This is a genomic window from Fusobacterium sp. DD2 (assembly GCF_018205345.1).
Taxonomy (GTDB): Bacteria; Fusobacteriota; Fusobacteriia; order Fusobacteriales; family Fusobacteriaceae; genus Fusobacterium_A.
The window spans coordinates 1-738 of sequence record NZ_JADRHM010000128.1 but is presented as its reverse complement, the minus strand read 5'-3'; the positions used below and the strand labels follow the sequence as shown (position 1 = coordinate 738).

Annotated in this window: 1 protein-coding gene; it reads left to right on the top strand. The window is 29.0% G+C overall.

Annotated features, from left to right (window positions below):
• Window positions 1-152 precede the first annotated feature (152 nt).
• Window positions 153-683, top strand: a complete 531-nt coding sequence (locus IX290_RS11410) for a zinc-ribbon domain-containing protein (RefSeq protein WP_211493312.1) — start codon at window positions 153-155, stop codon at window positions 681-683.
• Window positions 684-738: the final 55 nt, after the last annotated feature.

The following is a 738-nucleotide window of genomic DNA, read 5'->3' as shown; positions in this document are numbered from 1 at the left end:
AAGGAGTGGTATACTACTGCTCCTTTTTCTAATAATAAATTAAATATGGAATTATAAAGAATTGGGAAATAGAGGTTGAATAAATGGGAAAAAAGAGTTAGTATATTATTATAGGGGAATATACTATAAAATATTGCAAGGAGGATTTTATTATGGACGGAACTGAATTTAAAGAGGAACAAAGTGTAAAAACTTGTACTAAATGTGGAGCACAATTAAAACCAGATGCAAAATTTTGTCCTGAGTGTGGAACACCAGTTAAGGAAAAAAAAGTTCCAACTAACTGTAGAAAATGCGGGGCACCTTTGGATCCAGGAGCTAAATTCTGTGAAAAGTGTGGTGCAGCAGTAGAAGCAGAAATTGATAATGATGAAATAACTTTTGAAGATATTCAGGAGAATAAGTTTATTTCAATATTATGTTATTTTGGTATTTTTATGTTAATACCATTTTTAATGAGACCTAATTCAAAATTTGTAAGATTTCATTGCAATCAGGGATTGATACTGTTAATATTCTATTTTATTTGTGGAGTTGTTATGGTTATTCCAATTCTTGGTTGGATTGTAGGAATTATAGGTTTTATTTTCTCATTAGTTCTATTTATTATGGGAATAGTAAATGTTATGAATGGACAAGTTAAGGAGTTACCATTAATTGGCAAGTATAGAATAATTAAATAATTAAGAAAAGAGGCTGTTGCAAATTTTTATAACTTTAAAAATGCAAAAGCCTCTT